At 70.1% G+C, this 23748-nt stretch carries 23 protein-coding genes and 1 other RNA gene; 11 read left to right on the top strand and 13 right to left on the bottom strand.

The window, feature by feature from the left end; genetic code table 11:
* Nucleotides 1-3 precede the first annotated feature (3 nt).
* Entirely contained in the window at nt 4-426 is a 423-nt protein-coding gene (locus ACFSCV_RS14695) for a GNAT family N-acetyltransferase (RefSeq protein WP_378800320.1), read from the top strand.
* A 69-nt stretch (nt 427-495) separates the two neighbouring features.
* Here ACFSCV_RS14695 and ACFSCV_RS14690 read toward each other — a convergent pair whose 3' ends face one another.
* From ACFSCV_RS14690 to tkt, 12 genes are all read right to left on the bottom strand, one after another.
* Nucleotides 496-2493, bottom strand: a complete 1998-nt coding sequence (locus ACFSCV_RS14690; RefSeq protein WP_378800319.1) for a TonB-dependent receptor domain-containing protein — start codon at nt 2491-2493, stop codon at nt 496-498.
* Between the two features lie 476 nt (nt 2494-2969).
* A complete protein-coding gene (locus tag ACFSCV_RS14685; protein WP_378800318.1) occupies nt 2970-3992 on the bottom strand; it encodes a peptidoglycan -binding protein in 1023 nt (340 codons plus the stop codon).
* 16 nt (nt 3993-4008) lie between these two features.
* Nucleotides 4009-5058, bottom strand: coding sequence for a flagellar motor protein MotA (locus ACFSCV_RS14680; RefSeq protein WP_378800317.1), 1050 nt, complete (start codon nt 5056-5058; stop codon nt 4009-4011).
* Nucleotides 5059-5153: 95 nt separating this feature from the next.
* Nucleotides 5154-5939, bottom strand: a complete 786-nt coding sequence (locus ACFSCV_RS14675; RefSeq protein WP_378800316.1) for an inositol monophosphatase family protein — start codon at nt 5937-5939, stop codon at nt 5154-5156.
* 193 nt (nt 5940-6132) lie between these two features.
* Nucleotides 6133-6696, bottom strand: coding sequence for an elongation factor P (gene efp, locus ACFSCV_RS14670; protein ID WP_378800315.1), 564 nt, complete (start codon nt 6694-6696; stop codon nt 6133-6135).
* Between the two features lie 85 nt (nt 6697-6781).
* On the bottom strand, nt 6782-7879 hold the full coding sequence (locus ACFSCV_RS14665) for a tetratricopeptide repeat protein (protein ID WP_378800314.1): 1098 nt from the start codon (nt 7877-7879) through the stop codon (nt 6782-6784).
* Entirely contained in the window at nt 7876-8523 is a 648-nt protein-coding gene (locus ACFSCV_RS14660; RefSeq protein WP_378800313.1) for a thiamine phosphate synthase, read from the bottom strand. The genes ACFSCV_RS14665 and ACFSCV_RS14660 overlap by 4 nt, the downstream gene beginning before the upstream one ends.
* A gap of 178 nt (nt 8524-8701) precedes the next feature.
* Nucleotides 8702-9667, bottom strand: coding sequence for a class I fructose-bisphosphate aldolase (locus tag ACFSCV_RS14655; RefSeq protein WP_378800312.1), 966 nt, complete (start codon nt 9665-9667; stop codon nt 8702-8704).
* A 50-nt stretch (nt 9668-9717) separates the two neighbouring features.
* Nucleotides 9718-10917, bottom strand: a complete 1200-nt coding sequence (locus tag ACFSCV_RS14650; RefSeq protein ID WP_378800311.1) for a phosphoglycerate kinase — start codon at nt 10915-10917, stop codon at nt 9718-9720.
* Nucleotides 10918-11499, bottom strand: a complete 582-nt coding sequence (locus tag ACFSCV_RS14645; protein WP_378800749.1) for a putative glycolipid-binding domain-containing protein — start codon at nt 11497-11499, stop codon at nt 10918-10920.
* Nucleotides 11496-12506: a type I glyceraldehyde-3-phosphate dehydrogenase gene (gene gap, locus ACFSCV_RS14640; RefSeq protein ID WP_378800310.1), complete on the bottom strand. Its 1011-nt coding sequence runs from the start codon at nt 12504-12506 to the stop codon at nt 11496-11498. The genes ACFSCV_RS14645 and gap overlap by 4 nt, the downstream gene beginning before the upstream one ends.
* Nucleotides 12507-12669: 163 nt before the next feature.
* Nucleotides 12670-14661 carry a transketolase gene (gene tkt / locus ACFSCV_RS14635; protein ID WP_378800309.1) on the bottom strand — a complete coding sequence of 664 codons (1992 nt, stop codon included), beginning with the start codon at nt 14659-14661 and terminating at the stop codon, nt 12670-12672.
* Nucleotides 14662-14955: 294 nt separating this feature from the next.
* Between tkt and ACFSCV_RS14630 the strand changes: the two genes are divergently transcribed.
* From ACFSCV_RS14630 to ACFSCV_RS14605, 7 genes are all read left to right on the top strand, one after another.
* On the top strand, nt 14956-15264 hold the full coding sequence (locus ACFSCV_RS14630; RefSeq protein ID WP_378800308.1) for a DUF4164 family protein: 309 nt from the start codon (nt 14956-14958) through the stop codon (nt 15262-15264).
* A gap of 3 nt (nt 15265-15267) precedes the next feature.
* Nucleotides 15268-15639, top strand: coding sequence for a cell division protein ZapA (locus ACFSCV_RS14625; protein ID WP_378800307.1), 372 nt, complete (start codon nt 15268-15270; stop codon nt 15637-15639).
* A gap of 143 nt (nt 15640-15782) precedes the next feature.
* Complete coding sequence (locus ACFSCV_RS14620) at nt 15783-16463, top strand: hypothetical protein (protein ID WP_378800306.1); 681 nt, start codon at nt 15783-15785, stop codon at nt 16461-16463.
* Nucleotides 16464-16504: 41 nt separating this feature from the next.
* Nucleotides 16505-16662, top strand: a non-coding RNA gene (ssrS, locus tag ACFSCV_RS19195) — 6S RNA.
* Nucleotides 16663-16674: 12 nt separating this feature from the next.
* Nucleotides 16675-17274 carry a 5-formyltetrahydrofolate cyclo-ligase gene (locus tag ACFSCV_RS14615; protein WP_378800305.1) on the top strand — a complete coding sequence of 200 codons (600 nt, stop codon included), beginning with the start codon at nt 16675-16677 and terminating at the stop codon, nt 17272-17274.
* Nucleotides 17275-17364: 90 nt separating this feature from the next.
* Nucleotides 17365-17490: an EncA/B family entericidin gene (locus ACFSCV_RS14610; RefSeq protein WP_271199111.1), complete on the top strand. Its 126-nt coding sequence runs from the start codon at nt 17365-17367 to the stop codon at nt 17488-17490.
* A 110-nt stretch (nt 17491-17600) separates the two neighbouring features.
* Nucleotides 17601-18425 (top strand): TIGR00282 family metallophosphoesterase, encoded by an 825-nt coding sequence (locus tag ACFSCV_RS14605; RefSeq protein ID WP_378800304.1) that lies wholly within the window; start codon nt 17601-17603, stop codon nt 18423-18425.
* Nucleotides 18426-18434: 9 nt separating this feature from the next.
* Here ACFSCV_RS14605 and dmeF read toward each other — a convergent pair whose 3' ends face one another.
* A complete protein-coding gene (gene dmeF, locus ACFSCV_RS14600) occupies nt 18435-19439 on the bottom strand; it encodes a CDF family Co(II)/Ni(II) efflux transporter DmeF (RefSeq protein WP_378800303.1) in 1005 nt (334 codons plus the stop codon).
* 163 nt (nt 19440-19602) lie between these two features.
* Here dmeF and ACFSCV_RS14595 point away from each other — a divergent pair, with 163 nt between their 5' ends.
* The 3 genes from ACFSCV_RS14595 (at nt 19603) to ACFSCV_RS14585 (ending at nt 23741) form a co-directional block, all read left to right on the top strand.
* Nucleotides 19603-20538 carry a DMT family transporter gene (locus ACFSCV_RS14595; RefSeq protein ID WP_378800302.1) on the top strand — a complete coding sequence of 312 codons (936 nt, stop codon included), beginning with the start codon at nt 19603-19605 and terminating at the stop codon, nt 20536-20538.
* Between the two features lie 117 nt (nt 20539-20655).
* Nucleotides 20656-23292 (top strand): hybrid sensor histidine kinase/response regulator, encoded by a 2637-nt coding sequence (locus ACFSCV_RS14590; RefSeq protein WP_378800301.1) that lies wholly within the window; start codon nt 20656-20658, stop codon nt 23290-23292.
* Nucleotides 23289-23741, top strand: coding sequence for a chemotaxis protein CheW (locus ACFSCV_RS14585; protein ID WP_378800300.1), 453 nt, complete (start codon nt 23289-23291; stop codon nt 23739-23741). The genes ACFSCV_RS14590 and ACFSCV_RS14585 overlap by 4 nt, the downstream gene beginning before the upstream one ends.
* Nucleotides 23742-23748: the final 7 nt, after the last annotated feature.

Raw genomic sequence — 23748 nt, 5'->3', positions numbered from 1 at the left:
GGCGTGACGCCCGACCTCGTCCTGACCGACGCGGCCGGCGCGGAGGACCGCGACGCCATCCTGCGCGAGCTGATCGCCTTCAACGACGCGACGGTCGGTCCTTCGGGCGCCCGGCCGCTCGCCGTGCTGCTGCGCGACCCCGAGACCGCCGGGACGGTCGGGGGCCTGTGGGGCCGCACGAGCTTCGACTGGCTCTATGTGGAGCTGCTGGTGGTGCCGGAGCGCTTGCGAGGCGCTGGCTTCGGGCGCGCCCTTCTCGACCGCGCCGAGCGGGAGGCTCGCGCCCGCGGCTGCGCCGGGATCTGGCTCGACACCTTCGATTTCCAGGCGCGCGGCTTCTACGAGAAGCTCGGCTTCGAGGTCTTCGGCTCCATCTCCGGCCACCCCCGCGGCCGCGAACGGTTCTTCCTCCGCAAGACGTTCTGACGGCTTCCGGCCGGGGCGGGACGCAGGACCCCGGAGAGCCCGCGTCCCGCGGTCGGGGCGCCCCGCCGTTCAGAACCGGAGCTGGGTCGTCAGGTAGAAGGTGCGGCCCTGGCCGGCCCCGGTCGTGCTGAGGAACGGCGTGTATTGCTTGTCGAACAGGTTCGACACCTTTCCGCTCACGGTCAGGTTCTCGGAGTGGGCGTAGCTGGCGTAGACGTCGACCAGGCGGTACGGATCGCCGCCCCTGGCCGCCGTGGCTCCGGCGCTGCCGGCGTTCGCGACCAATCCCTCCGAAACGTAGCTGTAGCGTCCGCCGACCGTCAGCTTCCGTTCGAGGAAGCGGGCTCCGCCCTCAAGGGTGAGGACGTCGTCCGGCATGTACTGGCTCGCGCCCAGTCCGGGCATCTGGCTGGGAAGGTCGGACGACATGTGCGTGTAGCCGACGCTGGCGAAGGCCACGCCGATGTCGTACCGCGCCTCCAGTTCAAAGCCCTTGACCTTAGTGGTTCCGTCGACGTTGACGAACTGGAAGCCGCGCTCCGAGGCGTTGAAGTACGCAGCGATGTAGTTCTTGACGTTCTTGACGAAGTAGTTCGCGCGCGCGGTGAAGACGTCGTCGGCGCGGAACACGCCGCCACGGTTGAGGTTGGCGCCGAACTCCCAGCCTTGCGAGGTTTCGGAATCGAGGTCTGGGTTCGGCACGTAGACGCCTGACACGGAGCCTGGGTGGCTGCCGCCCAGCATCGTCTCCTGCGTGGTCGGGGCGCGCATGGACCGCCCCCAGGTCACATAGGGCTGCAGCCACGGCGTGACGTTGACCGCGAGCGTGATCTTGGGGTCGAAACTGCCCTCCGACTTGTCGACGTTGAACGAGCCATACGTGTCGTTCGGCGTTCCGCTGCCCTCGAGCGAGTAAAAGCCGTATCTCAGGCCGCCCGTGAGGTCGAACATGCCGTAGCGGAACGTCGTCTCGGTGAATGCGCCGCCCGTGGAGCTCTTACCGTCGGCGGGATTGACGCCGCCATCCTCGGACGTCACCTGGTCGTGGAAATACTCGACGCCGTTGGCGGTCCGGACGCCGACGTCGCCGAGATCGAACAGCGAGACGTTCGAGAAATTGAAGCCGATCCCCTCATCCTCGATCTTGCGGCCGACAGCGCTCCCCGTCCCGCCCGTGTAGTGCATCTTCAGGTTGTTGTAGAAGATGCTGCTGGTCAGGTCGATCAGGGGGCTGTCCGGATTGTACCGGTATTTTACGGACAAGGTGTTGTTCTTGACGGTCTGGTCGTAGGAGTTGGCGAAGAAGTCGTTGTCGTAGAAGACGCCGCCGAGAGAGAGCTCCTGATCGTCGCCGATCCGGACCTTCGCCTTGACAAGGCCCGAGAGCAGGTCCTGCGACGTGCCGGCGACCTTCTCGCCGTCGCCGTCCTTGTAGTCGTCGGACTGCCGGCGGCTGATCGCGCCGGCGAAGTCGACCCTGTCGGTGCGGACGCCGGCGGCGGCCATCTCCGAGAAGTCGACGCCGTTGCTGCCCCAGCTCAGCCTGCCGAGTCCGCCATAGGCCTTGCCGGGCAGGAGGATGTCGTCGACGTCGAGCGTGCGGAAGTTCACCGAGCCCGCGAGCGCGCCGCCGCCCGTCGTTGTCACCTCGCCGCGCATGATGTCGATCCCGGCCAGAAGGTTCGGGTCGACATAGGTGAAGCCCGCAGCCTCGTGTCCCGTGAACCGGAAACTCTGGCGGACGCCGTCGATCATCATGTTCACGCGCCCCGAACCCTCGAAGCCGCGGATGTTGACCGCCACCCCCGGCTGCTGGGCGTTCTGCCGTGTGAACACGCCCGGCGTCGCGCGAAGGACGTCGTCGATCTTGTTGCGGCCGTAGGTCTGAACGGCCGTGGCGTCGATCGTGGTGGCGTTGGCCGCAGCGCCCCCGCTGCTTCCGATGACGGAGAGCGGTTCGAGCGGCGTGGCCTCCTCTTGCGCGACCTGGGCGCTGGCCGAACCGGAGGCGGTCAGAAGCGTCGCGACGGCGGATCCCGCCATCAACGCAAGAAGACGTCTGTGCATGAGTGTCGCCTTGGCTCTTCGGCAAGCAAAAGTTGTGTATTTTGCTTCGCCATAAGTCTTTGAGAGGCGATAAATTTGAATATTTAGCAAATCATGAGCAATGATTTTAAGTAGTTTTGTATTTTTAGGAATTAAAAATGTGCTTTATAAGCCACAATTAACTTGGAAGTTATCTAATTATAGTTGTAGGTGAGGATCTAATTTATAATTGAAGTAGTTCAACATCGACGGGAGCGGTGCCGGAGCGCGCGCCGGCTTCCGTCGTCAGGCTCGCGGTGTTCTCGGGGAACGCGGGAACGCGGGCATGCGGGTGTCGACGCGTTTCTAATCTGCCGCGTCGTCCGGGGGGGGGGGGGGGGCTGCGGGAGCGGCGGCTCCGGGCGTCGCGACAAGGGAAGCGCGCTCGCAAAGGCTTGCCGGGCGCGGCCGGAGTGTGCGCCTGGGGAGGGCGGCGACGGTGGAGACGTCGGGAGCCCTCAGCGCTCCGTCAGCTTGAGCTCGATGCGGCGGTTCCGGCGGTAGGCGTCTTCGGTCGTGGCCGTGTCGAGCGGCTGGAACTCACCGAAGCCGGCGGCGAGCAGGCGCTGGGGCGGCACGCCCTTCGAGACGAGATATTCGACAACCGCGATCGCCCGCGCGGAGGACAGCAGCCAGTTCGAAGGATAGGCGCCCCGCGTCGGGCGGATGTCGGTGTGGCCGTCGACGCGCATCACCCAGTTGATGTCGCCGGGGATGTCCCGGTTCAGCTCGTTGAGCGCGGACGCGAGCTTGTCGAGCTCGGGCTTCGCCGCGTCGTTGAGCTGCGCCTGGCCGACGTCGAACAGCACCTCGGACTGGAACACGAACCGGTCGCCGACCACGCGCACGTCCGGCCGGTCGGCCAGGATCTGCCGCAGCCGTCCGAAGAAGTCGGAGCGGTAGCGCGCCAGCTCCTGCACGCGCTGCGCCAGCGCCACGTTCAGGCGCGAGCCGAGATCGGCGATCTTGGCCTGGCTTTCGCGGTCCCGGTTCTCGGAGGCGTTGAGCGCGTCTTCGAGCGCGGCGATCTGGCGGCGCAGCGCAGAGATCTGCTGGTTCAGCAGTTCGACCTGGCTGCGGGCGCGGGCGGAGAGGTCGCGCTCGCGCTCGAGCGAGCCCTGCAGCTCCGCGACCTGCCCGCCGGCGGCGTCCGCCCGGCTCGCGCCGGACTGCGCCTCGGCGCGGAGGCGGTCGCGCTCGCTCTCGGCGGCCTGCAGGCTCGCCATCAGCGAGGCGGCCTCGTCCTTCGACGCGCGCCCGGTGGAGCGCTCCAGCGCCAGCAGTTCGGTAAGCTCCGCGATCTGCGCGTTCAGCCGCTGCAGCGCGGTGTCCTTGCCCGACACTTCCCGGCCGAGCAGGAACTGCGCGACCATGAACACGGTCAGCAGGAAGATGATGACGAGCAGCAGCGTCGACAGCGCGTCGACGAAGCCCGGCCAGTAGTCGACCGGGCGGTAGCGCCGCCGCGCGCTCAGAGCCATGGCGAGGCTCCCGCCGTCACGGCTGCGCCCGCTCGCTTTCGCCGCGGGAGCGCTCCGTGAGCAGCTTCTCCAGCAGGTCGCGGATCGCCTCCTGCTGGTTGGACTGGGTCTCGACCCAGTCGCGGATCATCTGCTGTTCGGAGCGCATGTGCTTGACGAGGCCCTGAATGCCTTCGGCGAGGTGGGCGGTCGCCTGCGCCGCCGCCTTGCCGGAGCCGCCGCCGCCCTGCTCGGCCATGGTCTTGGCGAGCCGGTCGAGCGCGGCCGCGACCTCGCCGCGTCCGGCCTGGTCGACCACAGAGGGGGCGGGCGGGCCAAAGACGCCGTCGCGCGCGTCCGCGTCGGCCACAGCCACGGCGGCCGCAAGCCAGTCCTCGAGCTCGTTGTGGAAGCGATTCTGGGCCTGCCCAGCCTGGAGGTCGAGGAAGCCGAGGATCAGCGAGCCGGCGAGGCCGAACAGCGAGGCGGAGAACGAGGTGCCCATGCCGGCGAGCGGGCCGGCGAGGCCGTTCTTCAGCTCCTCGAACAGCACGCCGGTGTCCTGCGTGCCGCTTCCGCCGAGCGACGAGATCACGCCTGAGATCGAGCCGACGGTCTCCAGCAGGCCCCAGAAGGTGCCGAGCAGGCCGAGAAACACCAGCAGGCCGGTGAGGTAGCGCCCGATCTCGCGCGCCTCATCGAGGCGGGTCGCGATCGAATCGAGGATCGAGCGCATCAGGTTGGTGCCGATCGGCGCGTTGCCGACGCGGTCGCCGAGCAGGCTCGCCATGGGCGCGAGCAGCTTCGGCTGGTCGCGGAGCGCGAGGCCCGGCTCCGACATGCGGAATCCGTTGACCCAGCGCACCTCGGGGAACAGCCGGATCACCTGCCGGAATGCGAGCAGGATGCCGATGATCAGCACCGCGAAGATCAGGCCGTTGAGCCCGGCGTTCGCCAGAAACGCCTTCCCGATCTGGTCGTGCAGGATCAGGCCCACGAAGCCCGCGAGCGCGAGGAAGATCACCATGCGGAGCAGGAACACCCGCGGCGAGGACAGCTTGTAAGGGTCGAGTTCGGACAGGGACATCGACAGGCCGCCCGGCGGTTGCGCTTTGTTGCGCAACCATAGACCACGGTTCCCGACGCTCAAAAAGTGCGTAGGAACCACGGTGGGGCGATGTTTCAGCCCTTTACGAGCTTCAGAAGCTGGCCGTGGATCGCCTCGTTGCCGCAGACGACCGAACCGCGCGCGAGCATGGCGTCGCCGCCAGCCGCGTCGCTGACGAAGCCGCCCGCCTCGCGCACCAGCAGGATGCCGGCGGCGAGATCCCAGCTCTTCAGGTCGCGCTCCCAGAAGCCGTCGAGCCGGCCGGAGGCGACATAGGCGAGGTCGAGCGAGGCCGCGCCGAAGCGCCGGATGCCGGAGACGCGGCCCTGGACGCGGCCGAGCTCCTCGCGGAACAGGTCGTGGGCCGGGCGGCCGAGATGCGGCACGCCGCAGGCGATCACCGCGTCGACGATGTCGCGCCGCGCCGCGACCCGGAGACGGCGGTCGTTGAGATAGGCGCCGCCGCCGCGCTCGGCGGTGTAGAGCTCGTCGGTGATCGGGTTGAAGATCACGCCTGCGACGAGCTGGCCCGCGCGCTCCAGCCCGACCGAGATGGCGAACATCGGGATGCCGTGCAGGAAGTTCGTGGTGCCGTCGAGCGGATCGACGATCCAGCGGTGGTCCGGATCGGTGCCGGCGACCTCGCCGCGCTCCTCCATCACGAAGCCGTAGCCCGGCCGCACGCGGGAGAGCTCCGCGAACAGCGTCTCCTCGGCCTTGCGGTCGGCGGCGGTGACGAAGTCGCCCGGGCCCTTGGCCGAGACCTGAAGCTGCTCGACCTCGCCGAAGTCGCGACGCATGGCGCGGCCGGCCTTCATGACGGCCTGGACCATGACGTTGAGGACGGGCGAGCGGGCCATTGGAAAGTTCGCTTTCAGGGTCGGCGCCGCCCGGAGGGAGACGCGGGTAGGTCGGTCAAGCCGTCATCCCGGCCGGAGCGAAGCGGAGAGCCGGGATCGTGCGCGGGAAGAGCGCTCCAACCCGCCGAGGGGCCCGGCTCTGCGCGGCTCGCGCCGCCACGGCCGGGATGACGGCGCGGTCGGAAGGCTCCTCTCAGTCCGCGCGGCGGAGGTAGGTGACCTCGTTGGTGTCGACCACGATGCGCTCGCCGGACGCGATGAAGGGCGGCACCATCACGCGCAGGCCGTTCTCGAGCTTGGCCGGCTTATAGGAGGACGCGGCGGTCTGGCCCTTCACCACCGGATCGGCCTCGACGATCTCGAGCGTCACCTGATCCGGCAGCTTCACGCCGATCGGGCGCTCCTCGTGCATCTCCACGGTCACCGTCATGCCGTCCTGCAAAAAGGCAGCGCGCTCGCCGATGAAGTCGGTCGCAAGCGTGATCTGCTCGTAGGTGTCGGTGTCCATGAACACCAGGTCGTCGCCCTCGGCGTAGAGGAACTGGAAGTCCTTCTGCTCGAGGCGGACGCGCTCGACGGTCTCGTCGGCGCGGAAGCGCTCGTTGAGCTTGCGGCCGTCGATCAGGTTCTTCATCTCGACCTGGTTGAAGGCGCCGCCCTTGCCGGGCTTCACGGCGTTGGTCTTCACCGCGGCCCAGAGCCCGCCCTGGTGCTCGAGGACCATGCCGGGGGTGATCTGGTTTCCGTTGATCTTCATGGGTCGGTCTTTCGCGCGAAGGCCGGCGCTTCGCGGCGCGGCTTGAAAAAGGGTCGCGCTCGTTTGCCCCCGGCCGGGCGCGGCGTCAAGGTTTCGGGGCGGCCATCGTGCGCGCGCCGGCGGCTTCCGCCTCCGGGATCGGTCCGAACGGCGTGGCCCAGGATCGCGCCAGCGCCGCGGCCTCGGTCCGCTGGGCCTCGGGCAGGGTCTGCACGAAGCCTTCGAGCCAGGTGTCGACCAGCCCCTGATCGCTCGCGAGCCGGTGCCAGGCCGCGGCGCGCACGGGATCGCGCCCGACGCCGCGGCCATAGGCGTAGAGCCGGGCGAGCCGGTTCTGGCCGATGGCGTTGCCGCGGTCGGCTGCGCGGCGGAACAGGCGCGCGGCCTCCAGTTCGTTCTTCTCGACGTCGACGCCCCGGAACAGCGCGATCGCGTATTCGACCATCGCGGCGATCTGGTCCTGCGCCGCGGCCTTGGCGAGCCAGCTGGCCGCCGCCGCCGGATCGGCGGGGACGCCGCGGCCTTCCCTCAGCAGCACGGCGTAGGCGTATTGGGCGTCCGGTTCGCCGATCTCGGCGGCCTTCGCGAACGCCTTGGCCGCGGCCCGCGCGTCGCCGGCCTGCAGGCGCAGCAGGCCGAGATTGTAGAGGGCGGCCGGCTGGCCGAGCTCGCCGGCGCGCTCGAACTCCTCGATCGCGCGCGCGACGTTCTTTGGGACGCCGTCGCCGTTCACATGGATCAGGCCGAGCGCGAGCATCGCCTGCGGGTCGCCGAGATCGGCGGCGCGCTCGTACCAGGCCATCGCCTGGGGCATGTCGCGGCGCACGCCCTGGCCCTTGGCGTAGAGCTCGCCGAGCAGGGTCATGGCGGCGCTGTTGAGCCGGGCGCCCTCCGCGAGCTTCAGCGCCTGCGACCGGGCCTCGATGTAATGGCCGCGCTGATAGGCCCCGTAGGGGAGATCGGCGTTGGGGTCGACGGCCGCGGCCGCCTCGGGCCCGGGCGCCTTCGGCGGGGGCGGCGCGGCGTGGCGCGTGGGATCGCCGGCGCCGTCCGGCGTCAGGATCATCATGTCCTTGAAGCTCGGCACCGGCAGCTTCGGATCGCGCTCGTTCGGCCGCGTCTGCCCCTGCGCGCCGCCGCAGACGATGGCTGCCGCGGCCAGCGCTGCGGCCAGCCGCTTCACGGCGTCGGCGCCCGCGCGAGCGAGATCGCGGCGTGGGCGGCGGCGACGGCCGCGGCCGGGCCGGCCTCGTGGCGCCACACCGCGTCGCCCAGCCCGACGAACTCGACGCCGGTCGCGGCGAGCGCCGCGACGTCGTCGAGCGAACCGGCGAAGCCGACGCAGGGAGTTTCGAAGATCGGGACCCACCACGCGACGCGCTCCAGCGTCTGTTCCGCCGACCAGGCCGCGCCGTTCTCGGCCATGCCGAACAGCACGTAATCGGCGCCGCGCTCGCCGGCGGTCATGGCTTCGTCGCGCGAACGGGACACGGCGGCGCCGACGATCTTCTCGGGCTGGAAGCGCTCGACGGCCTCGGCGGTCGCGACCTCGCCGACCACATGTACGCCGTCCGCGCCGGACTTGCCCACGATGTCCTCGACGCCCTCTCCGGCGATCAGCGCGGCGGCGCCGGCGCCCTGCGCGGCCGCGATCAGCGGCTTCGCCCGCGCGATGCGGGCGCGGTCGTCGGCGGGGGCGAGCCGGATCGCGACGGCCGCGACGTCACCGGCCGCGAGCGCGGCCTCAAGGACCGGCAGGAAGGCCTCGGTCTCGGCGAGCTCCGGCGTCACGAGCATCAGGCGTGGGGCGGAAGCGTCGTCGGTCATCGGGCGTGGGCTCGCGGGAGAAGAGCGTGCGCTTGTGGCGCCGGGCTTTGGCGAAAACGGGGCGGCGGCCCGCCGTCCCGAAGCGCGGGGGCGGAACGCAAAACCGCCGCGCGACAGAAGCGGCGCGGCGGTTCCGGTCGTCGTCAGGGCCGGAGCGAAGCGCCCGGCCGATGGCGGATCACGCCGCCTTGTAGATGTCGATGATCTTGCCGAGCAGGTCGATCGCCTCGTCGCGCGGACGCTGGAAGGCGTTCCGGCCCATGATCGAGCCGAAGCCGCCGCCGGCCGCGATCTGGCTGATCTCCGAGAGGAGCGCGGCGGTGTCGTTCTTGGTCTCGCCGCCGGAGAAGATCACGATGCGGCGGCCGCCGAAGCAGCTCTTCACCACGTCCTGGATGCGCTCGGTGAGGGTCGAGACCGGGATCTTGGCCTTGTCGTAGGCCTTCTTCGCGGCGTCGAGCTCGAGGTGGTCGGTCGGCGGCTTCACCTTGATGATGTGCGCGCCGAGCAGCGCCGCGATGTGGGCGGCGTAGGCGATGACGTCCGCGGCCGTCTCGCCCTTCTTCGTCAGCGAACCGCCGCGGGCGTAGGACCACACGACCACGGCGAGGCCGACCGACTTCGCCTCCGCCGCGAGCTCGCGGATCTCCTCGAACTGGTCGTAGGCCGCGTCCGAGCCCGGATAGATCGTGAAGCCGATCGCCGAGCAGCCGAGGCGGACGGCGTCCGCGACCGAGGCGGTGACGGCCTGGTCGGCGTCCTCGTTGAGGCGCGACAGCGAGTTCGCGCTGTTCATCTTGAGGATGGTCGGGATCTGGCCGGCGAAGGTGTCGGCGCCCGCCTCCAGCATGCCGAGCGGGGCGGCGTAGGCGTTGAGGCCGGCGTCGATCGCGAGCTGGTAGTGGTAGTGGGGGTCATAGCCCGCCGGGTTCGGCGCGAAGGAGCGCGCCGGGCCGTGCTCGAAGCCCTGGTCGACGGGGAGGATCACCAGCTTGCCGGTGCCGGCGAGGCGCCCCGTCATCAGCAGGCGGTAGAGGTTGCCCTTGGTGCCGGGGTTGTCGCTCTCGTACCAGGACAGGATTTCCTTGACCCGCGGCGTGATGAGCGAGTGGGTCGCGGGGGCGATCTTGGTCTGAGCGTTCATAGGCCTCTCGAAGTTCGGTTCGCGGGTGGCGTTGATATAAGGCGAAACGCTCAGCTTGTCGCGCTGAGCGCGGCGACTCCCGGCAGCTCCTTGCCCTCGAGCCATTCGAGGAACGCGCCGCCGGCGGTCGAGACATAGGTGAACTCGCCGGCGACGCCAGCGTGGTTGAGCGCGGCGACAGTATCGCCTCCGCCCGCGACGGAGAGAAGACGTCCCTCGGCCGTCAGCGCCGCGGCCTTTTGCGCCACGGCGACCGTGCCCTCGTCGAAGGGCGTCAGCTCGAACGCGCCGAACGGGCCGTTCCACACCAGCGTCTTGGCCTGCTCCAGCACATTCGCGACGCCTTCGACGCCCGCCGGCCCGATGTCGAGGATCATCTCGTCGGCGGCGACGTCCGTGACCGGAGCGACGCGGTTCGCGGCGTTGGCCTTGAACTCCTTCGCCAGCCGTCCGTCGGCGGACAGCACGATGGCGCAGCCCGCGGCCTTGGCCTTGGCCTCGATCTCGCGCGCGGTGTCGAGCAGGTCGCGCTCGCACAGCGACTTGCCGACATCGATCCCCTGCGCCGCAAGGAAGGTGTTCGCCATGCCGCCGCCGATCACGAGGTGGTCGACCTTGGCCACGAGGTTGCCGAGCAGGTCGAGCTTGGTCGAGACCTTGGCGCCGCCGACGACCGCGACCACCGGGCGTTCGGGGTTGCCCAGCGCCTTCGACAGCGCGTCGAGCTCGGCCTGCATGGAGCGGCCCGCGTAGGCCGGCAGCAGCCGGGCGATCCCCTCGGTCGAGGCGTGGGCGCGGTGCGCGGCCGAGAAGGCGTCGTTGACGTAGATGTCGCCGAGCTTCGCGAGTTCGGCCGCGAAGGCCGGATCGTTCTTCTCCTCGCCGGCGTGGAAGCGCACGTTCTCCAGCAGCAGCACGTCGCCCGGCGTCATGCGCGCGACCGCCGCGGCCGCCGCCTCGCCGACGCAGTCCTCGGCGAAGCCCACGTCCTGGATCAGCGTCTTCTCAAGCGCCGCGACAACCGGCCGGAGCGACTGGCTCTCGTCGCGCTTGCCCTTCGGGCGGCCGAAATGGGCGAGCAGGATCGTCTTCGCGCCCTTCTGCGACAGCTCGGTCAGCGTCGGCCTGATGGCGCGGAGCCGGGTGTCGTCGGTGACGGTCCCTCCGTCCATCGGCACGTTCAGGTCCACACGCACCAGCACGCGCTTGCCGGCGACGTCCACGTCGTCGAGGGTCTTGAAGGCGGTCATTCAGATCACCCGAGTGAAGAGGCCTGGGTAGTCGGTCACGAGGCCGTCGGAATCGATCGAAAGGACGGCTTCGAAGCTGCGGTCCGCCGCTTGGTAGTGGAAGCGGCGGCCGGGCTCAAGGCAGGTGTAGATCTGCCCGTCGACCGCCGGAACGTAGCTATCGAAGGGCACGTAGACCATCCGCAGTTCTGCGGTCTCGCCCGGCGTCCACGCCCGGCGGCGGATCGGCAGCGTGTTGGTCAGCGGCGTGCCGGCGAGGTCGACGTCGAGGCAGCCGTCGAACTGGGGGAGGGGCTCGCCGACGCCGTTCGCCCAATGGCCGCGGCCGTCCGAGACGAGGTGCAGCCCGCGCCCGTCGACCGAGCCCAGGGCGAGTTCGCGCACGCGCCAGCCGGCGTCGCAGTCGATGCGGTAGTACACGCCGTAGGGCGCGCCGCCGCGCGCGCCGATCACGGCGCCGCGGAACACGACACGCCCGTCCTCGGGCGCGACGACCACGTGATCGAGGCCGTCGCCCTCGAGGCTGCGCCAGCGCGCCGTCAGCGGGCGCGCCGGCAGGAAGCTGTCCTCGGTCGCGGTCAGAGCAGCTTCGCGATCGCCACGGCCGTGTCCGACATGCGGGACGAGAAGCCCCACTCGTTGTCGTACCAGCTCAGGACGCGCACGAAGGTGCCCTCGAGCACCTTGGTCTGGTCGAGCGCGAAGCTCGACGAGTGCGGGTTGTGGTTGAAGTCGGAGGAGACCAGCGGCGCGTCGACCACGTCGAGGATGCCCTTGAGCTTGCCGGCGGCCGCGGCCTTCACCGCGTCGTTGACCTCCTGCACCGAGGTCGCGCGCTTGGCGACGAACTTGAAGTCGATCACCGACACGTTCGGGGTCGGCACGCGCACCGAGACGCCGTCGAGCTTGCCCTTCAGCTCCGGCAGCACGAGGCCGACGGCCTTGGCGGCGCCGGTCGAGGTCGGGATCATGCTGAGGGCCGCCGCGCGGGCGCGGTAGAGGTCCTTGTGCATGGTGTCGAGCGTCGGCTGGTCGCCCGTGTAGGAGTGGATCGTCGTCATGAAGCCGTGCTCGATGCCGATGGCGTCGTTCAGCACCTTGGCGACCGGGGCGAGGCAGTTGGTGGTGCACGACGCGTTCGAGACCACGATGTGGTCCTTCGTCAGCTTGTCGTCGTTGACGCCGAACACAACCGTCAGGTCGACGCCGTCGCCGGGGGCCGAGATGATGACGCGCTTGGCCCCCGCCTGGAGGTGGGCCGAAGCCTTCTCCTTCGAGGTGAAGATGCCGGTGCATTCGAGCGCGATGTCGACGCCGAGCTCGGCGTGCGGCAGCTCGGCCGGGTTGCGGATCGCGGTCGCCTTGATGTCGCCGTGGCCGGCGACGGAGATGACGTCGCCGTTGACGGTCACCTCGGCCGGGAAGCGGCCGTGGACCGAGTCGTAGCGCAGCAGGTGCGCGTTGGTCTCGACCGGCCCGAGGTCGTTGATCGCGACCACCTGAATGTCCTTGCGCCCGGACTCGACGATCGCCCGGAGCACCAGCCGTCCGATGCGCCCGAAGCCGTTGATCGCGACCTTCACCGCCATTTTCTCGTCTTCCCTCGCCTGTCGGCCCCGCTTGAGCGCGGAGCGTTCCGTTCATCGTCCCTTGCGCGTCCGCCGTCGGCCGTCACGGCTCGGCGGGCGCAAGGGCGCTCTATATGGGGCTTCTCGCGGAAAAAAGCGCCTGAGATTTGGTGAAGCCGCCCATTCACGCGGCTGAAGCCGCGAGACGGGTCGCGAGTTCGGTGACGCCGTCGACCGTGATCCCGAACTTGGCGTAGACCTCCTTGTAGGGGCCGCTCTCGCCGAAGCTCGACATGCCGACGAACCCGCCGTCCGAGCCGATGATCGCGTCCCAGCCCTGCCGGATGGCGGCCTCGATCGCGATCTTCACCGGAGCCGTGCCGATCACTTCGGCGCGATAGGAGCCGGGCTGGTCGAAGAACAGGTCGAGGCAGGGGGCCGAGACCACGCGGGTCGGCAGGCCCGCGGCGTCGAGTTTCGCCTTCGCCTCGATCGCGAGGCTGACCTCGGAGCCGGTCGCGAACAGGCTGACCTTGGCCGGGCCGTCCGCGGCGGCGAGCTCGTAGGCGCCCTTCGCCGAAAGGTTCTCGGCCGTCTCTTCAAGCCGGAGCTGCGGCAGGTTCTGGCGGGTGAGCGCCAGGACGCTCGGCCGCGTCTTGGACGAGACCGCGAGCTCCCAGGCCTCGGCGGTCTCGATCTGGTCGCAGGGGCGGAACACGTTGAGGTTCGGGATGGCGCGGAGCGAAGCCAGGTGCTCGACCGGCTGATGGGTCGGGCCGTCCTCGCCGACGCCGATGGAGTCGTGCGTGAACACCTGCACCACGCGCAGGCCCATCAGCGCCGCGAGCCGGAGCGACGGGCGGCAGTAGTCCGAGAACACAAGGAAGGTCGAGCCGACCGGCAGCAGTCCGCCGTGGATCGCGAGGCCGTTGATCGCGCCGGCCATGCCGTGTTCGCGGATGCCCCAGTGCATGAACGTGCCGCCGTACTCGCCGGGGCGGATGACGGTCATGTTCTTGGTGAGCGTGTTGTTGGAGGGCGTCAGGTCGGCCGAGCCCGAGACCAGCTCGGGCAGGGCGGTCGACACCACCTCGAGCGCGGCCTCGCCGGCCTTGCGGGTCGCAACCTCCTTCGGGGCGGCGTAGAGCTTGGCGCGGTAGGCCGTCATGATCGCGGCGAAGTCCGCCGGCAGGTCGCCGTGCAGGCGGCGCTCGTAGTCGTCGCGCACCGCGGGCTCGATCGCCTCGAACCGGCTCTCCCACTCCTTGCGCGCGGCGCGGCCGCGCAGGCCGGCCTCCGCCCAGGCGGAGCGCACGTCCTCGGGGATCTCGAACGGCGGGTAGTCCCAGCCCAGCGCCTTGCGGGCGCCCGCGATCTCTTCCGCGCCGAGCGGCGAGCCGTGCGCCTTCTCGGTGCCGGCCTTCTTCGGCGCGCCGAAGCCAATCACGGTCTTGCAGGCGATCAGCGTCGGCTTGTCGGCGTTCTCGGTCGCCTTCAGCGCGGCCTCGATCGCCTCCGGGTCGTGCCCGTCGATGCGGACGGCGTTCCAGCCGCAGGCCTCGAAGCGCTTGATCTGGTCGACCGAGTCCGACAGCGAGGTGTCGCCGTCGATCGAGATCGAGTTGTCGTCGTAGAGGAACACCAGCCGCGACAGCTTGTAGTGGCCGGCGATCGCGATCGCCTCCTGGCTGACGCCCTCCATCAGGTCGCCGTCGGAGCAGATCGCGAAGGTGCGGTGGTCGGTGATGGTGGGGTACTGCGCCGCGAGGATGCGCTCCGCGAGCGCGAGGCCGACGGCGTTGGAGATGCCGGCGCCGAGGGGGCCGGTGGTCGTCTCAACGCTCTCGGTGTGGCCGCGCTCCGGGTGACCCGGCGTGCGCGAGCCGACCTGCCGGAAGCGCTTCAGCTCGTCGATCGTCATCTCCTTCGAGCCGGTCAGATGCAGCAGCGCGTAGAGCAGCATCGAGCCGTGGCCGGCGGAGAGGATGAAGCGGTCACGGTCGGGCCAGAACGGCGCCGAGGCGTCGTACTTCAGCACCTTGGTGAACAGCACAGTCGCGACGTCCGCCATGCCCATGGGCATGCCGGGATGGCCGGAATTGGCCTTCTCCACCGCGTCCATCGCAAGCGCGCGGATGGCGTTGGCGAGCCGGCGGGTGGCGTTCGCGTCGGTCATGGAGACGTCCAGTCCTGTCTGCGCGGCCGGGGCCGCGCGCGGAGTTCGGGGCGGCCGGCGGCGTCGGGGCAGGAGCGCCCGAGCTCCAAGAGCGCCGCGGCCGGCCGCAGGGTCGCCGGGACGTTTAAAGGGGCGCCCCGTCATGTCAATACGCGCGCCGAGCGGAGCCGTTCCGCAGGTCGCGGGCAGAGCGCGGTGGACGGCGCGCTCCGCACGATTGACGCGTTTTCGACGGGTCTCTTAAAGTCGGTCCTGCAACGCCTTGCCACGACGTCGGTTTCCGTCGCCGGCGTCATGGCGTTCAAGGCTCGGAAGATGGGGGCGTTCCGGGTGAGCGATCTCGACGTGGCGCTGAAGCGACTGGACGCGGCCCTCGACGCGGCGGAGGCCGCGGTCGGCCGCGCGCTCGACGCCGCCGACGCCGCCCGCGCCCGCGAGGAGGAGCTGAACGTCTTCGCGGACGACCGTCTCCGGCTCGCCGGCCTGCTCGACGAGGCCGCCGCCCGCGCCGAGGCCGCGAACGAAGGCGATCGCGAGCTCGCCGCCCGCGTCGACGCGGCGATCGCGGCCGTCTCCGCGGTGCTCGCCGAAGCGGAGGGCTGAGCGATGCCCCAGGTCACCGTCACGATCGGCGGCCGCGACTACAAGATGGCCTGCGGCGAGGGCGAGGAGGAGCACCTGCTGGCGCTCGGCCGGCTGGTCGACGAGCGCCATTCCGGGCTCAAGCGCTCCTTCGGCGAGGTCGGCGACGTGCGCCTCTCGGTGATGACGGCGATCATGATCGCCGACGAGCTCGACGCGGCCGCCAAGCGCCATGCCGAGCTCGAGGCCGAGATCGCCGCGTTGAAGGCCGAGCGCGCCGACGCCGGCGCCGCCTGGGACGGCCGCCACGCCGACGTCGCCAACGAGATCGCCGCCGCCGCCGAACGCCTGGAGCGCTTGGCGGAGGAGCTGTCGGACGGGGTGCGGCGGGAGTAGTGCGGCTGCGAATACGGCTCGCTCAGTGTCTGCGGTCGCTGATCTGTGCGGCGGTTCTGATCGGACCGGCCCACGCCGAGACGTTGGCCTGCATTGGCGCGGGCGGCGGTTACCGATACGGCCGGATCCTCGCAGATGGCCAAATGCGCGAGTACCGGCTTGGGTCGAGCGATCCGCGAGTCCGGTTCTCCCCGGGACATCGTGGGCTGACGTTCATCGTATGCCGAAGCTGCGCCCCGTATGGCGACGTCGTCCTCAGCGTCATGGTCACCGGCGGGAGCGGAACGGTCAGCAAGGACGTTGACGATCGTTGGCGCCCGCTTGCAGCGGCATTCGGCGGTCAGGAAGGTCTCGGTGATCAGTTCGAGCCCACCGGCCGCTTGAAAATGTTCCGCTCTTTCCAGCTCGATAGTGTGTTGGCTGAATATCGATTGAAAAGCTCTGCGGAATTCCAGCCGGATACAACAATCGCATACTTCACAGTGTCTGATGGCTGTGTCGCGGCGATCGGTTTCGTCGAACAAGCGCCCCGTCATTACGAAACAATTGACCGGCGATATAAACCGCACGACTTCGACGGTGCGGCGCGGTTGGTCAAGACGCTCACCCTTGACGCCGTTCGCTTGGAATCGACGTCCTTTGACACGCGTAACTTGGTTCTTCCGCCAAGAGTCCGGGTCGTGGGGGTGCTCCCGCCGCCTCCTGATCTGGCCTTGGCCATGCGACCCCCGCGACCAAAGCGCTTCGCGCCGGTGGGCGAGCTCTCGTATCCTTCGATCCCGATCAACGACTTTCGCGCGTCGCTCGGCCTGCCGCCGCGCTGAGGACACTGGCGCTTTTGCCTCCGCTCGCCTACATTGGTCATGCGGTGCTGCGGGGTGCGTCAGGAAACTTGAATCCCCGGGCCCTTACGATCTCGAACGGGACCTGTTCCCCGCCTCGTCCGTGGACTTGGCGGCACGGGGCCCACCTACATAGTAGGTGTCCCGGGATCTTACCTCCAACGGCCATCGTGGCTCCGCGCTTCTTCTCCGCATGACCGACACGACCGTTCCGCCGCACGACGCCGCCGCCCTCAAGGCGGCGCTGCGGCGCGAGGTTCTGGAGCGCCGGTCGGCGATCTCCGAGGCCGACCGCATCCGTGCAGGCGCGGCGGTCGCCGAAGCCGGCGCCGACCTCGTCGCGCGGCTGAAGCCGTCCCGCGTCTCCGTCTTCGTCGCGATCCGCGGCGAGATCGCGACCGCGCCGCTGATGGACCGGCTCCACGCCATGGGCATCCCGCTCTGCCTGCCGGTCATCGCGCGCAAGGAGGCGCCGCTCGTCTTCCGCGCCTGGTCGCCCGGCGAGCCGCTGGAGACGAAACGCTTCGGCCTGCTGGAGCCGGGGGAGGGCGCGGCCGAGGTCGAGCCCGACCTGCTGTTCGCGCCGCTCGCCGCCTTCGACGCCCGGGGCTTCCGGCTCGGCTACGGCGGCGGCTTCTACGACCGCACGCTCGAAAACCTGCGCACGCTACGCCCCACCACCGCGATCGGCCTCGCCTTCGCGGCCCAGGAGATCGCGCGCGTTCCGACCGACGCCTACGACCAGAAGCTCGACGGCGTGCTAACGGAGGCCGGCTACGCGGCGTTCGTCTGACGGCGTGGTGGCGAAACCATGTCGGCCCGTCGCGCGTTGATGGTCCGCCGCGCCAACGGGGCCGGTATCGCTATCTTTGGAGTGTCCGCCATGGCGCGTCGTCTTATCGCCCTCGCATCCGTTCTCGCCTTCACCGTGACGATGGCCGGTTGCGCCAACACCGTGCGCGGCGCGAAGCGCGACGTCACCGCAACGGGGCAGGCGATCGCGCGTTGATCGCAAGCGTCTTCGCCGTTTTCCGGCGGTGACGGCGCCGTCAGGCTCGGATAGTGAGGCGCGTCGGCCCGAAAGCGGCCGGCGCGCTTCGTCATGATCCGGGATCCGTGATGCGACTTCTGTTTCTGGGCGACGTCGTCGGCCGCGCCGGCCGCGCCGCCGTCATCGAGCGCCTGCCGGGCCTCAGGGAGCGCTGGGCGCTCGACGTGGTCGTCATCAACGGCGAGAACGCCGCCGGCGGCTTCGGCATCACCGAGGCGATCTACCACGAGCTTCTGGACGCCGGCTGCGACGCCGTCACGCTCGGCAACCATGCGTTCGACCAGCGCGAGGCGCTGGTGTTTTCCGAGCGCGCCGACCGGCTGGTGCGTCCTGTCAATTTCCCCCGAGGCACGCCCGGCCGCGGCGCCCAGCTCGTCGAGGCGCGGAACGGCGCGCGCGTGCTGGTGGTCAACGTCATGGGCAACGTGTTCATGGGGACGGCGCTCGACGATCCGTTCCGCTCCGCCGACGCCGAACTGGAGGCCTGCCCGCTGGGCGCCGCCGCCGACGCGGTGGTGGTCGACTTCCACGCCGAGGCCACCAGCGAGAAGCAGGCCTTCGGGCACTTCGTGGACGGCCGCGCCACGCTCGTGATCGGCACGCACACCCACACGCCGACCTCCGACCACCGCATCCTGCCCGGCGGCACCGCCTACATGTCGGATGCCGGCATGTGCGGCGACTACGACAGCGTGCTCGGCATGAAGAAGGACGAGCCGGTCCAGCGGTTCCTGCGCAAGCTGCCGTCCGGCCGCTTCGAGCCCGCGGAGGGCGTCGGCACGCTGTCCGGGCTCGCCGTCGAGGTCGACGCCAACGGGCTCGCGGCCCGCATCGCGCCGGTGCGCATCGGCGGCGCGCTCAGCGAGGCGCGGCCGGAGTTCTGGGAGAGCTGACGGCGCGGCTCAGGCGGCGCGCCGCGGCCCGTCATGGCTGTGGCACGTTTCGCCGGCGCAGCGGTTCACCTCGATCGTGACATGGCTCAGGCCAGCGAGGCCGGCGAGGCGCGCCTTGCAGGTCGCCGGCTCCAGCGGCTCATGCGTCGCGACCGACGCGATCACGGCCATGTGCCCCGGCCCCACGCGCCACAGATGCAGGTCGGTCACGCGCGCGTCGCCGATCTCCAGCCGCTCGCGGATGCGGCTCCCGAGCCCGGCGTCGGGCATGACGTCGACCAGCACGCGGGCGGTGTCGCGGGCGAGTGAGAACGACCAGGAGCCGATCACCGCCGCGCCGACGACGCCGATAGCGGGATCGATCCAGGTCCAGCCCGAGCGCCAGCCGACGAGGAGCCCGCCGATCGCGAGCGCAGAGGTCAGCGCGTCTGCCAGCACGTGCAGATAGGCCCCGCGCAGATTGTGGTCGTGCTCGTGATGGTCGTGGCCATGGTCGTGATGGTCGGGGGCGTGACCATGGCCGTGGTCGTGATGGCCATGGCCGCTCCCGTGGCCGAGCACCAGCGCGCAGCCCACGTTCACGGCGAGGCCGATGACCGCGACGACCGTCGCCTCGGCGTAGGCGACCGGCTGCGGACTGGCCAGGCGGGCGAACGACTCCCAGCCGATCGCGAGCGCGACGAGGCCCAGCACGATCGCGCTTGCGAAGCCGGCGAGGTCGCCGACCTTGCCGGCGCCGAAGGCGTAGGCTGGGTCGGCGGCGTGGCGGGCGGCGAAGCGGTAGGCGAGGGCGGCGAGGCCGATCGCGCCGGCATGTGTCGCCATGTGCCAGCCGTCGGCGGTCAGCGCCATCGAGCCGTAGGCCCAGCCAGCGACAATCTCCACCACCATCGTGACGAGCGTGACGCCGACGACGATCAGCGTGCGGCGCTCGTTGCGGGCATGGTCCGCGCCGAGAAACGCGTGCTGGTGCGTAAGCTCGGGCGCCACGCGCCCGTCGTCCGCGATGTGCATCGCGCGCCTCCTCGCCGAAACCCTGGAGACGGGCGTGGAACGGTCTCATGGTCCGGTCAAGGCCATCACATATGGCGATGGCCGGCATAAGCGATCTGCGTTTCTCTTCGCGTGGCGCGCGGGCGATAACGCGGCTCCACGCCGCAGTCCCGATCGTCGCGCCATGTCCGCCGCCGCCTACGTCACTCCGCAGCCGTCCCGCGACTCCGCCGCCGTCGGCAAGTCCGATCTCGGCCTCTACGCCGTGCTGGTGCTGGGTTGGGGCACGAGCTGGATCGCGATCCATCACCAGCTCGGCGTGGTCTCGCCGACGGTGTCGCTCGTCTGGCGGTTCGGGCTCGCGGCGCTCGTCTGCTTCGCGCTCGCCGCGGCGCGGCGCGAGCGGCTGGCCTACGGCCTCAAGGCGCATGCGGGCTTCGCGCTCGCGGGCGTGCTGATGTACTCGACCAACTTCCTGATGTTCTATCTCGCGGGCGCCCATGTCGCGTCCGGGCTGCTCGCGGTCGTGTTCGCGCTCGCTTCGCCGATCAACATCGCGCTCGGGGCGCTGCTGTTCGGCCGCCGCGCCGAACGGCGCACGCTCGCCGGCGCCGCGCTCGGCATCGCCGGCGTCGCGCTGCTCTACGCGCCCGAGATCGCCTCGGCCGGCTTCGACCTCGCGGCGCTGGGCGGGCTCGGCCTCTGCGTCGCCGGCACGCTGCTGTTCTGCTCCGGCAACATGGTGTCGAGCGTGATCCAGCGTTTGATCCCCGACGTCGCCGCCACCGCCTGGGGCATGGCCTATGGCACGATCTGGCTGACGATTCTCGCCGCGGCGAGCGGCGCGCGCTTCACGGTCGAGCTGACGGCGCCCTACCTGCTGTCGCTGGGATGGCTCTCGATCGGCTCGTCGGTCGTGGCGCTCCTCGCCTATCTCGCGCTGCTGAAGCGCGTCGGCGCCGGCCGCGCGGGTTTCGCGACCGTGCTGTTCCCCGTCGTCGCGCTCGCCATATCGAGCGTGTTCGAGGACTACCATTGGGGTCCGAGCGCCATCGCCGGCGCGCTGCTGGTCGCCGCAGGCAATGCGCTCGCGCTCGGCCTTGTCGGCCGAAGGCCCTAGAATCCGCGGCGAAACCGGGATCGCGCGCGGCGTCGCGCAACACTCCGTTATTCATTTTGTCGCACTCTTCCGCCGTCGTGCGAAGCCGCCCCCGTGAGGCGCTTCCTGGGGGACGGAATGGACGAGCTGCTTCGCGATTTTCTGACAGAGACCGCCGAGAATCTGGATCAGGTCGACGTCGAACTGGTCCGCTTTGAGCAGGAGCCGGCGAACGACAAGATTCTCGGCAATATCTTCCGCCTCGTTCACACGGTGAAAGGCACCTGCGGCTTCCTCGGGCTCGGCCGCCTTGAGGCGCTCGCCCACGCCGCCGAGACGCTGATGGGCGAGTTCCGCTCCGGCGCGATGGCGACGCCGGACGCCGTGACGCTGATTCTCGCGGCGATCGACCGCATCAAGGAAATCCTCGCCGATCTGGAGAAGGCAGGGAAGGAGCCCGCCGGCGACGATCTTGACCTGATCGCGGAGCTCGAGCGCGTCGCGATCGAGGTTTCGAAGCCCAAGACCGCCATCGACCCGAAGCTCGGGCGCGAACTGCGGCCGGGCGAAGTTCCGCTCGACGAACTGGAACGCGCCTTCCGCGAGGCTCCGGGGCCGGAGACCGCGCTCGCGCCGGTCGCAGCCGCTCCGGCCGAGCCGCGGAAGGCCGAGCCGGCGAAGGTCGAGGCCCCGGTCGCGCTGGTCGAGGACGCGCGCGGCGGCGAGGTCACGCTCGCGGGCCAGACGATCCGCGTCGGCGTCGACACGCTCGACCGGCTGATGAACATGGTCTCCGAGCTGGTGCTGACCCGCAACCAGCTCCTCGACACCGTGCGCCGGCGGGGCGAGAGCGAGTTCGGCCCCTCGCTGCAGCGGCTGAACCACGTCACGGCCGAGCTGCAGGAAGGGGTCATGAAGACCCGCATGCAGCCGATCGGCGCCGCCTGGCGCGCCCTGCCGCGGCTCGTGCGCGACCTCGCGGCCGACCTCGGCAAGAAGATCGAGCTCGTCACCGAAGGCGCCGACACGGAGCTCGACCGACAGGTCCTCGACCTGATCAAGGACCCGCTGACGCACATGGTGCGGAACTGCGCGGACCACGGCCTCGAAACGCCGGCCGAGCGCGTCGCGGCGGGCAAGCCCGAGACCGGCGTGATCCGGCTCTCGGCCTATCACCAGGGCGGCTGCATCATCGTCGAGATCGCCGACGACGGCCGCGGCCTCGACGTCGAGCGCATCAAGAGGAAGGCGGTCGCGAACGGGCTCGCGACCGAGGCCGACGTCGAGAAGATGTCGGACGCGCAGATCCACCGCTTCATCTTCGCGCCGGGCTTCTCCACCGCCGCCGCCGTCACCAGCGTCTCCGGCCGCGGCGTCGGCATGGACGTGGTGCGCGCCAACATCGAGCTGATCGGCGGCGCCGTCGACCTGCGCTCGACCGCCGGCAAGGGCTCGGCGGTGGTCATTCGTATCCCGCTCACGCTCGCGATCGTCTCCGCGCTGATGGTGACGGCCGACGGCGAGACCTTCGCCATCCCGCAGCTCTCGGTGCTGGAGCTCGTCCGCACCCGCCGCGGCGGCGAACACGTGATCGAGCGGATCGGCGACACCTCGCTGCTGCGCCTGCGCGACCGGCTGCTGCCGCTGGTGCGGCTGCGCGACCTGCTCGGCCTCGCGCCCCAGCCGGCCGACGCCGCCGAGGACGTCTTCGTGGTGATCAGCCAGGTCGGCGACGACATCTTCGGCATCGTCGTCGACGACGTGCTCCACACCGAGGAGATCGTCGTCAAGCCGATGGCCTCGCGGCTCAACCACATCGCGCTGTTCTCCGGCACGACCATCCTCGGCGACGGGTCGGTCATCCTGATCCTCGACCCGAACGGCGTCGCGGCGGCGGCAGGGCCCGCCACCCACCGCGAGGCGGCGGCGGAGGAGACCGGCGCCGGCGTCGACGAACGGGCCGACCTCGTGCCGCTACTGCTGTTCCGCGCCGGCTCGGCCGCGCCCAAGGCGGTGCCGCTCGCCCTCGTCACCCGTCTCGAGATGATCGACGTCGACACGATCGAGGCGACCGGCGGCCGCATGCTGGTGCAGTACCGCGGCGGGCTCATGCCGCTGGTGCCTGCGGGCGAGGGCGTCGCGCTGAAGAGCGCCGGCGCGCAGCCGCTGCTGGTGTTCTCCGACGAGGGCCGCTCGGTCGGGCTCGTGGTCGACGAGATCATCGACATCGTCGACCACCGCATGGAGATCACGATCGGTTCGATCACGGCCGGCGTGCTCGGCACCTCGGTGGTGGCGGGCCATGCGACCGAGATTGTCGACGTCGCCTACTATCTCACGCTCGCCTTCGAGGACTGGCTGCGCCGCACCGACCGCCCGTCCGAGCGCAACGACCAGCCGGCCGTGCTGCTGGTCGACGACAGCTCCTTCTTCCGCAACATGCTGACGCCGGTGCTGACCGCCGCCGGCTTCCGCGTCACGGCGGCGGCGAGCGGCGGCGAGGCGCTCCGGCTGCTGCGCGACGGCCGTGGCTTCGACGTGATCGTCACCGACATCGAGATGCCCGAGATGGACGGCTTCGCCTTCGCCGCGGCGGTGCGCGCGGAAGGCCTCGCCGCGCATAGCCCGATCCTCGCGCTGTCCTCGCTGACGGCGGAGAGCATGGTGGAGCGGGCGCGCGACGAGGGCTTCAGCGACTATGTCGCGAAGTTCGACCGGCCCCGCCTCGTCGCCTCGCTCGAAACTTTCGCCCCCCGCTGGAGGAGCGCCGCGTGAGCGCCGACGATCCGATCACCTACGTCACCGTCGAAGTCGCGGGCCAGCTCTTCGGCATCAACATCGGCCGCGTGCGCGAGGTGTTCGCGCTCGAACGTCTCACGCGCGTGCCGCTCTCGCCTGTGGAGATCGCGGGCGTGCTGAACCTGCGCGGCCGGATCGTCACCGCCATCGACATGCGGGTACGGCTCGGCCTGACGCCCAAGACGATCGACGAGCACACGATGGCGGTCGGCGTCGACCACAAGGGCGAGGCGCTCGCGCTCATCGTCGACCGGGTCGGCGACGTGCTGGCGCTGAGCGCCTCCGCCCGCGAGGCCAAGCCCGCGACGCTCGACCCGCGCTGGGCCGCCGTCGCCGAAGGGGTCCACCGCCTCGACGGCGAACTGATGCTGATCCTCGACGTCGAACGCGCCGTCGATTCCGCCACCCTCGCGCAAGCCGCCTGACCAGAGC

The organism is Methylopila henanensis (assembly GCF_042681025.1).
Lineage (GTDB): Bacteria > Pseudomonadota > Alphaproteobacteria > Rhizobiales > Methylopilaceae > Methylopila > Methylopila henanensis.
Note: the sequence above shows the minus strand (reverse complement) of the source record. Positions and strands in the feature narration are given on the sequence as shown.

Bases quoted from the DNA above. Each gene is read 5' to 3' on its own strand.
- ACFSCV_RS14685 (WP_378800318.1), bottom strand. From the start codon at position 3,992: ATGGCTCTGAGCGCGCGGCGGCGCTACCGCCCGGTCGACTACTGGCCG.
- dmeF (WP_378800303.1), bottom strand. From the start codon at position 19,439: ATGCACATCGCGGACGACGGGCGCGTGGCGCCCGAGCTTACGCACCAG.
- ACFSCV_RS14690 (WP_378800319.1), bottom strand. From the start codon at position 2,493: ATGCACAGACGTCTTCTTGCGTTGATGGCGGGATCCGCCGTCGCGACG.
- ACFSCV_RS14680 (WP_378800317.1), bottom strand. From the start codon at position 5,058: ATGTCCCTGTCCGAACTCGACCCTTACAAGCTGTCCTCGCCGCGGGTG.
- ACFSCV_RS14620 (WP_378800306.1), top strand. From the start codon at position 15,783: ATGCGCGAGTACCGGCTTGGGTCGAGCGATCCGCGAGTCCGGTTCTCC.
- ACFSCV_RS14590 (WP_378800301.1), top strand. From the start codon at position 20,656: ATGGACGAGCTGCTTCGCGATTTTCTGACAGAGACCGCCGAGAATCTG.
- ACFSCV_RS14655 (WP_378800312.1), bottom strand. From the start codon at position 9,667: ATGAACGCTCAGACCAAGATCGCCCCCGCGACCCACTCGCTCATCACG.
- ACFSCV_RS14625 (WP_378800307.1), top strand. From the start codon at position 15,268: ATGCCCCAGGTCACCGTCACGATCGGCGGCCGCGACTACAAGATGGCC.
- ACFSCV_RS14675 (WP_378800316.1), bottom strand. From the start codon at position 5,939: ATGGCCCGCTCGCCCGTCCTCAACGTCATGGTCCAGGCCGTCATGAAG.
- ACFSCV_RS14660 (WP_378800313.1), bottom strand. From the start codon at position 8,523: ATGACCGACGACGCTTCCGCCCCACGCCTGATGCTCGTGACGCCGGAG.
- tkt (WP_378800309.1), bottom strand. From the start codon at position 14,661: ATGACCGACGCGAACGCCACCCGCCGGCTCGCCAACGCCATCCGCGCG.
- efp (WP_378800315.1), bottom strand. From the start codon at position 6,696: ATGAAGATCAACGGAAACCAGATCACCCCCGGCATGGTCCTCGAGCAC.
- gap (WP_378800310.1), bottom strand. From the start codon at position 12,506: ATGGCGGTGAAGGTCGCGATCAACGGCTTCGGGCGCATCGGACGGCTG.
- ACFSCV_RS14610 (WP_271199111.1), top strand. From the start codon at position 17,365: ATGGCGCGTCGTCTTATCGCCCTCGCATCCGTTCTCGCCTTCACCGTG.
- ACFSCV_RS14605 (WP_378800304.1), top strand. From the start codon at position 17,601: ATGCGACTTCTGTTTCTGGGCGACGTCGTCGGCCGCGCCGGCCGCGCC.
- ACFSCV_RS14595 (WP_378800302.1), top strand. From the start codon at position 19,603: ATGTCCGCCGCCGCCTACGTCACTCCGCAGCCGTCCCGCGACTCCGCC.
- ACFSCV_RS14650 (WP_378800311.1), bottom strand. From the start codon at position 10,917: ATGACCGCCTTCAAGACCCTCGACGACGTGGACGTCGCCGGCAAGCGC.
- ACFSCV_RS14630 (WP_378800308.1), top strand. From the start codon at position 14,956: ATGGCGTTCAAGGCTCGGAAGATGGGGGCGTTCCGGGTGAGCGATCTC.
- ACFSCV_RS14615 (WP_378800305.1), top strand. From the start codon at position 16,675: ATGACCGACACGACCGTTCCGCCGCACGACGCCGCCGCCCTCAAGGCG.